Annotated in this window: 5 protein-coding genes; all 5 read right to left on the bottom strand. The window is 42.4% G+C overall.

The features are described 5' to 3' along the window. Positions 1-595: 595 nt before the first annotated feature. Positions 596-1228 carry a superoxide dismutase family protein gene (locus tag M3183_RS26160; RefSeq protein ID WP_251474866.1) on the bottom strand — a complete coding sequence of 211 codons (633 nt, stop codon included), beginning with the start codon at positions 1226-1228 and terminating at the stop codon, positions 596-598. 499 nt (positions 1229-1727) lie between these two features. Next, the gene (locus tag M3183_RS26155; protein ID WP_251474864.1) at positions 1728-3338 is read right to left on the bottom strand and encodes an N-acyl-D-amino-acid deacylase family protein; all 1611 of its coding nucleotides are present in this window, start codon (positions 3336-3338) and stop codon (positions 1728-1730) included. Between the two features lie 48 nt (positions 3339-3386). Further along, complete coding sequence (locus M3183_RS26150) at positions 3387-4640, bottom strand: MFS transporter (RefSeq protein WP_251474862.1); 1254 nt, start codon at positions 4638-4640, stop codon at positions 3387-3389. 17 nt (positions 4641-4657) lie between these two features. After that, a complete protein-coding gene (locus tag M3183_RS26145; RefSeq protein WP_251474849.1) occupies positions 4658-5833 on the bottom strand; it encodes a M20 family metallopeptidase in 1176 nt (391 codons plus the stop codon). Positions 5834-6050: 217 nt separating this feature from the next. Next, a complete protein-coding gene (locus M3183_RS26140) occupies positions 6051-7655 on the bottom strand; it encodes a PucR family transcriptional regulator (RefSeq protein ID WP_251474868.1) in 1605 nt (534 codons plus the stop codon). Positions 7656-8500 lie beyond the last annotated feature (845 nt).

The following is an 8500-nucleotide window of genomic DNA, read 5'->3' as shown; positions in this document are numbered from 1 at the left end:
GAAGACTTGTTTGTTAAAGGGAACAAAACAAGGTCAACAACTTCTACAATAGGAGTTTTTTTATTGTGTGTAAATACTATTTTTTGAAAATATGGGAATATTTTAATGGCGTGCAACGCTAGTGGGTCAGACCCCCATCAGTTTAAAGTGATACAGAACTAAACTTTAAGTGTTTTTGAGATTATTAGAGAGGATCTTTTGTGAAGTTTTGGGTGTGATAAGTACAAGCAGGTCCCCCTTTCAAATGGAATACATTTTTTTATAATGAAAAAGAGAAGTGCCGCTAACACTTCTCCCTGAAACTGCTCCTCGGAGTGGTGGTTCGTCATATTAGATTTATTTCTGTAAACCATCCTTTTGCTTGTCACGGCGCGGGGTGGTTTGCTTGAATTCAAGATTGATTTTCCGAAAGAAATAAGCGCTGGTTTCACGCAAGATTCCTTTTAGAATTCCCCGTAAGATTTAAGACCATCTTCCCTTCAAAAGGAAAAGAAAATTATCAACCGCCGCCCTTACACTATTCAGTTACACCCTTTGCTATGCACCTAAACTCTATCAATCTTGATAAAATTAGGAGCGTAACAGGCACTTTCACCTATCTGCTAACAATAACTCCGCATGCTTGTCTATCCCCTGCATCTCCAGTTTTCAATGTTGCTTCATCCGGGCCAGATTTTCCCTCTGTTTGGTAATGGTCAGGTATATTGCCGAAGTTATCGGGATTGGAATGGACAATGACAGCCAATCCTTCTAATTGATCCATCTTGATACGATCAAATCTTGCTGAGTATTCGGCACGGCCATCCTCTTTGACATATAGGGAAGGCAAGTCTCCGGCATGCCCAGAATGCTGTTTTCCATCTGGATTAAAGTGACCGCCTGCAGTTGTGAAGGGTCCTTCCTCAGCATCAGGTTTACAAATCCCTTTTTCATGGATGTGAAAGCCATGGTGCCCCGGCTCCAGACCGTCGATACTTGCGTTAATTTGAATATAATTATCATCATCTACTAGGAAGTTGACAGTCCCAATCGTTTTATTATTTACATCCTTAATCTCGGCCTGTGCCATCGGTTCTTTTTGTCCTTCTGGTTTCTCGCTCTTTTCAGCTTCAGCTGTACGATCCGTATTTGGTTCTTTCTGTTCATTTGAATTTACATCCCCAGCACATCCACTCAGCAAGATTGCCAAAAATGTGGTTAGCATTAACCTCGTCCCATAATTTCTCATGTAATTCCTCCTCCATCTCTCAAAATATGCAAATACTCAAAAAAATTAGATATATACATATTCTACTAAAATTACACTATTTAGATAGTCGTTATACTAAAAACGAGTCTTTCGCATCAACCACAGTAAAAAAGCCCACCTATGACGGTTAGGGCCTTCAGACTTTAGTCATTGAAAATGAAGGGAGAAAGCAGTGGGAGGACACTTACTTATTTTCCCCATAATCGTAAATAAGCTTTTCACGATTCTTAAGTAATAGAACTCTTCAACGTTGTATCCCAATCAAAAAATATTTGGTTCTTTTCTACTATCACAATTCCTTTTAGAATTTCTCGTAAGATATCAAGTACATTTCCAGATGGGTTTTCTGTTTTATTCAAAAGGAAAAAAATCAACAACCGGGCACCCTGACACTATTCAGTTACACCCCTTTGCTATACACTTCTATCAATTTTCGACAAGTTTCGAGTTATGCCAGCGCTCATATTCGAAACTCTCCTCAGAAAAAAGGACAAAATTCGGGTGGTGCACCCACAGCACGGATAACTTGCCCTGCCCTTGCCCCAGTATATTCCCCATTATGAACAGTCAGCTGCCCATTCACCACAACATGGTGAATGCCGGCAGGTTCGACTAACGGGTTGGAAAACGTTCCGCAATCAGCGACTGTTTCCGGGTCAAAGACGACTAAATCGGCTTGATATCCAAGCTTGATCAGCCCGCGGTCAGCAAGCCTCATTAATTGTGCTGGAGCACTGGTCATTTTTCGAATAGCCTCTTCAAGCGTTAACGCTCCGACTTCCCTTACATATTTCCCCAAGACTCTTGGGAAAGTTCCGGTTAACCTTGGATGGGGCTTTCCGCCAAAAATACCATCGGAGCCGACCATTTGCAAAGGATGGCACATGCCGAGCAATACATCCTCTTCCAGTCCCCAATGGATGACCATGGTAATACTTCCTCTTTCTTCTATTAATAGATCAAAAGCAGTATCCTCCGGTGTTTTTCCCTTCAGTTCAGCAATTTCGATGACACTTTTTCCTTCCAGCGCTTTATTCTCTGCCGTTTGCACGGAAGTGATTATAATATTTTCCCAGCCGCAGTTTAACACCCAGTTTTCATAATCTTTGTTTGTTTTGAATTCTTCGCTGATTTGTTTTCTGACTTCAGGTCTTGTTAAGCGCTCCAGCATTTCTTCTGTTCCGCCGGAGTGCATCCATGGCGGCAGAATCGCATGAAAAACAGTGGACGCGGCGGTATACGGATATTGGTCAAAAGAAATCTCAATTCCTTCAGCCCGCGCCTGATCCATTTTTTCCAGCGCCAGCTTAAATTTCTCCCGATTGCTGATGCCGATCACTTTAAAATGGGAGATTTGCAGGCGGACACCCGATTGCCTGGCGACATCAATGACTTCATCCAAGGCGGTTAAAGAATGAATACTTTCATTTCGAATATGGACCACAAAACAGCCGTCATATTTCGCTGCCCCTTTGCAGATTTCAATGAGTTCCTCTTTATCGGAAAAAACATTCGGAGGATACACGAGCCCGGTAGAGACCCCAACCGCTCCTTGGCGCATGCCTTCTTCCACCAATTCCCGCATCTTTGCCATTTCTTCAACGGTTGCAGTTCTTCCGTCAAATCCCATAACAAGGGTACGGACCGCCCCGTGGGGTACCATATAGGCGGCATTGCCAATCATTTTTGCATTCTCTAGAAATGTTAAATACTCTTCAATACTGTTCCATGGCCATTCTCCAATATCCCCATTAAGCCCTTTTAATTGCTGCTGCCATAATGGCTTCGTTTCCTCTGAAACCGGCGCAACCGAGATTCCGTCCTGACCAAACAATTCAGTTGTCACACCCTGAAGGGCCTTTATTTTATGAATCTCAGGGACTGTACAAAGCAGATCGGAGTGGACATGAGGGTCAATAAAACCTGGCGAGACAGCCATTCCAGCTGCATCAATGACCTGATCAGCCTCTTCTGCACTCAAATCACCTAAAAATGAAATTTTTCCGTTCTGAATGCCAATGTCCAGTTTCGTCCAAGGGTTGCCGCTGCCGTCAAACACCCGGCCATTTTTTATAATAATATCAAACATCGAATCACACCTCTCGATAAGATTTTCTTAAATCCCAGAATCGTACCATTACTTCGCAATTGCATTGCTCACTTGTACTTTTTCATGCTCGCGTACAGTCAATGTTAAGACACTCGAGACAAGGATGGCGGCTATTAAGAAGTAGAAAGCGGTGTCGAAGCTGCCCCCTGCCTTTTGGATAAGATAGCCAATGACAATAGGAGATAGAAATCCTGCAGCCTGGCCGCCAAAGTTAATGAAAGCCGAAGAACTTCCCATGACCTCAGGCTTTAGCACATTCATCGGCAAGGCCCAAATTGCACCAAACGAGCCGCAGATAAAGAATCCTGATATGGTTAAAAACACCATTGCAAGGCCGGCAGCACCAGTTGAAAAGGTTAAAAATAAGAAGATAGCAGAAAGTATATCGGATCCGATAATTAGACTCCTTCGTTTACCCACAAAGAATTTATCAGAAACATAACCGCCTAAAATTAATCCGACTGTACCGGCGAAGAAAGGAATCGATGCATTAATTCCCATGTTCACCATATCAAAGCCCCGGGACTGTACAAGGTACGTTGGTACCCAGGAGGAGAAACCCCAGAACGTGATATCAAAGGTAAACCAAATCAGCACAAGCTTCCACACCATTGATTGTTTGATAACATCTTTAAAGCTCATTTTTTTAACGGAATCCTCTGTTTCCTTACTGCCTTCCTCGATGAATTTTAATTCCTCCGGGGAAACCATTTTACTCTGAGACGGGTGATCCCGTACCACCATCCACAAGACTAAGGCAATAATCAGCCCCGGCACCACCAAAAATCCAAATACGCTTCGCCAGCCAAAGGCTGCCATGACACCGACCACAAATAATGGAGCAATTGCAGGTCCTAAGGCATTGGAGGACATCATGAAACCATTTGCCGTCGCCCGTTCTTTCTTCGGGAACCAATTGGAAAGGGTCTTCCATGAGCCGCCGGGAAAACTAGCTTCTCCCAGGCCAAACAAGACACGGACCACCAGCATGGAGGTAAGATTTGTCACCATTGCGGTTGCTGCCGTGAAAAGCGACCACCAAGTGATGGCAGCCGCCATCGTTTTTCTCGGACCAAACTTATCGGCTAAAAGTCCGCCGGGAATTTGAAATAGCGCATAACCGGCAAAAAATGCACTCATGACCACACCCATATCCACCGGGGTAAGGTGAAAGTCCTTCGAAATATAAGGAATTGCAACTGTCATGACCATTCGGTCCATATAGCTTAAGGTCCAGGTCAAAAATAGAAGCAGTAAAATAATATTTCTTTTTTTGGGCATACATTTCCCTCCTCATTTTAATTTGCTAAGTATTTTTCAATTAGGGCTGCATAAAATTGGGCAGCTTCTACTAAACTATCAATTTCGACATATTCATTTGGCTGGTGAGCCATGTCCGCATCTCCCGGGCCATATATAACAGCCGGCAGATGGGTTGCGGGAAGGAATACCGCCGCATCCGTATAAAAATTAACTCCCTTCGGCTCTTCTACACGATCAAACTCTTCCTTAATTACGTCTTGGGCAAGCTTGACAAAAGGATGATCCACCGCTGTTTCCACCGCAGGCCGGTTATTGGTAATTTGGATGCTCGCCTCAAAACCTTCGAGTTCTCCCTTCAATCCTTCAATCATTCCTTCTACATCTTTGATTAAATCATCATGGTTTATCCCCGGAACTGTCCGAATGTCAACGGTAATGGTACATTTATCCGGCACCACATTGGTTTTGACTCCGCCCTTAATAGTAGAAATATTCATGGTTGGATGACCCAGGAGAGGATTTTCTTCATAGCTGAACTGATATTGGAGCAGACGGTTAATCAAGGCATTCATATACACAATGGCATTTTTCCCGCGGTCCGGAAATGCGCCGTGAGCTGTTGCTCCATACGTTGTGATTTCAATCCAAAATGCGCCTTTTTCCGCTACATTAATGCCGCAAGAGCTCGGTTCACCAATCACAATCGCCCCGACACCCTTTAAACCGGTTTTGTGTAAATAGTCAAACGCCCCAATACTGTCGATTTCTTCGCCGGCAGTAGCGGCAATAATCAGGTCACCCTTTAATTCAGCCCCCGCCTGCTTAATCGCTTTGGCCGCCATGATCATACTGGCCAGTCCGCCTTTCATATCTGTCGTACCGCGCCCATAAATCTTGCCATTCTCAATGTCTCCCGAATAAGGTCCATGGTTCCATTCGACATCCCCAGGAGGAACAGTATCTAAATGACCATTAAATAATAAGCTGTTTTTTTCACCCGTGCCCTTTAATACACCAATCACGTTGGCGCGGTTATTCCCCAAGTCGACGAGCTCTACCTCCATCCCAATGGAAGACATCACACCTGCTAACATTTCAGCCAACGGCTTTTCATCCCCAGGTTCATTCACCGTCTTGAATTGAACCATCTTTCTCAAAAGGTCCACCGTTTCATCCTGGCTGATCCATCCTTTTACTCTCTGAATTTCCATGTCTCGCCCTCCGTTTGGTTCGTTAAGATGTCTTGCTTTCTATAAAAATTCGACGAATTTTTCTCTACTCATTTGTATTTTTTTAAAAATAATCCTGAAAATTTTGTCCCTTTATGAAAAATTACAAATAAACGATCTGTTTTTGTACATTTTTACGAACTTTTAATATTCAGTCTTAACTAATCAAAAAAAAACACGCTTAAAGAATCTTTAAGCGTTAAGGATTGACAAATTTCAATACAATTTCCAATTTTAGCCGTTCCATTGCATCCTCTAAGTCAATTTGGCAGAGCTGTTGAATTTTCGCCATCCGGTACCGAACCGTGTTGCTGTGGATGTACAATTTCTTCGCAGCCAAATTGAAATGACAGTTACTGTCGAGATAAGCTTTTAACGTACTGATCAGCTCTTCCCTGTCATCCTGTTCTAACACCGGCGTAATTTTTTTAATCATGTAATCAAACTGTTCTTTAAATGATTCTAAATGGATGAACCCAAACGGACCCAAATCCTGATATGTCAGCACTTTACAGTTTGGATAAATGTACAAACCAATTTCGATCGTTTTCATGCTTTCCATATAACTTTTCTTCATTTCATAAAATGCACTCGCCGTATAGCCAATACCGCCCCGTATGTTTGCCTGCGGAATTTCCTTTTCAAGCGCGGCAATGAGCTGCTCACATTTCTTTTTCACTTGGGCTGTTTTGCCCGGATTATACTGGTCCTCTGCCGGATAAAAAATAATAAGGGTCCCGTCTAACAGCCCTAGCGGAGCTTCGTTTTTCGGAAAGTACCTTCTCGTAATCGTGTAGATTAAATCTCGGTAATCTTCCATATTCAGCTGCTGATTGATTTGTTTGAAACTGATACAGATATACTGCTTCTGAATATCCCAATATAAATTCTTAGCTTTTCGCAGCAGCTTTTCTTTGTCGCTTTCTTCAAACAAGATTTCTTGAATAAAGTCATCCTGGAAATTGGCTTCTTTTGAATTCATATAATACATTTGTCCGTAAATATAGAGGAGGATATCATAGGTTAACCTTAGGGCCAGCATATCAAAATAGCCAAGTCCTTTCCCCTTTTCCCAAATAACTAATTTACCAACCGCTATACCGTTGATCTCAAGCGGGATAATCAGCCAGCTTTGCTGATCCTCCAGGTTCTTCAAGCGGTACATATTGAGTTTGTCATAAACTTTTTCCCGCTGAAAATCAAAAGGAGGGTCCTGCAGTTCTCTTAGTTTTTGCTCTACCTCTTCGTTTTTTTCTCTACTCGGGCAGTGTATGTTCCTGTTTTCAAGAAAATCGGTAATGGAAACAGGCCGCTCCAGCTCCCTTGATAGATTTTCAACCAATTCAAGAATTTTATGCTCAGGATACAAGGCTGATAATGCTGATCCTTTTCCCTTATGATCGGCATTTACTCTCATAAAATATTTATTCATCGCAATGGCATTGACCGTGTCCATAATCTCGACCCATGCAGGTTCGTATGGAACGTTAATCAGGGGGAAATGTAACTGGTCACAAAGAGCCAGGATTTTTTGTGGAATCTGTTTCAAATAGCGATCTACTTTAATCCCGATAGCAGCACAATTGTGTTCATATAGATGGATGAGGACTTTTTCAAAGAGTTCGATATTATCTTGAAAAAGGTATCCGGAGGACAGAATCAATTCCTTCCCTTTGTACCACATATATCCGTCAGGCGCGTCAAACAAAGCAACTGACTGAATCTCCCGATCGAGTCCTTTGCACCCCGCGAGCACCTTATAGCGGACAAAATACCGATCCTCCAGCAGTTCCCGCACTGTCACACTCAAATAGATCACCTCTCTACCTTCTATTATTAATCGTACCAGTTTTAAAACTATTGAAAAAGTTAAAATAATAGAAAATAAACTTGAAATATTTGGCTGATCCGTTGTAGTCCTGGTCATAACCCCTTATATACCAGGCATCTTATGACTCTATCAATAAATATTTTGTCGGTTCATCGTTTCGGAAAAAGTACATTATTCCCCAGAAAATGATTCTATTTAATATCATTCTACATTTTGCAACATCACTTTAAGGTTGATGGTGTCATCTAATAGAAAGAAAGAATTGAAGCAGCAAGGAAATCCTGTAATTCTCTATATTTACTTACACTCCTTATTACACGAAAGGAAGTTACTACCGGCACTTTTGATAAACTAGGCAGCAAATATTTTTCCCCCGCTCAGTCGCCAATCGCTCTTATTGGGTACCCACTCTGCTTTCTTTTCACCCACTCGGTCGCCTATCGCTCTTATTGGATACCTACTCTCCTTTCTTTTCACCCGCTCGGTCGCCTATCGCTCTTATTGCATACCCACACTGCTTTCTTTTCACCCGCTCGGTCGCCTATCGCTCTTATTGGATACCCACACTCTTATCTTTTCACCCGCTCGGTCGCCTATCGCTCTTATTGGATACCCACTCTGCTTTCTTTTCACCCACTCGGTCGCCTATCGCTCTTATTGCATACCCACTCTGCTAGCTTTTCACCCATTCATGTAAACGAGCACAATAATCCAGATACTTTTTTTCAAATTAAACCAGGAGAAAATCTGAAATATTGTGCTCCTTTTTTCAATTTGCTTCGGATTGTGAAAAACTTTGTTTATATTATCTCGGCTAT

Source organism: Neobacillus mesonae (assembly GCF_023715155.1).
Taxonomy (GTDB): Bacteria; Bacillota; Bacilli; order Bacillales; family Cytobacillaceae; genus Neobacillus; species Neobacillus mesonae_A.
This window is presented reverse-complemented; position numbering and strand designations above follow the sequence as displayed.

Bases quoted from the DNA above. Each gene is read 5' to 3' on its own strand.
- M3183_RS26160 (WP_251474866.1), bottom strand. From the start codon at position 1,228: ATGAGAAATTATGGGACGAGGTTAATGCTAACCACATTTTTGGCAATC.
- M3183_RS26155 (WP_251474864.1), bottom strand. From the start codon at position 3,338: ATGTTTGATATTATTATAAAAAATGGCCGGGTGTTTGACGGCAGCGGC.
- M3183_RS26150 (WP_251474862.1), bottom strand. From the start codon at position 4,640: ATGCCCAAAAAAAGAAATATTATTTTACTGCTTCTATTTTTGACCTGG.
- M3183_RS26145 (WP_251474849.1), bottom strand. From the start codon at position 5,833: ATGGAAATTCAGAGAGTAAAAGGATGGATCAGCCAGGATGAAACGGTG.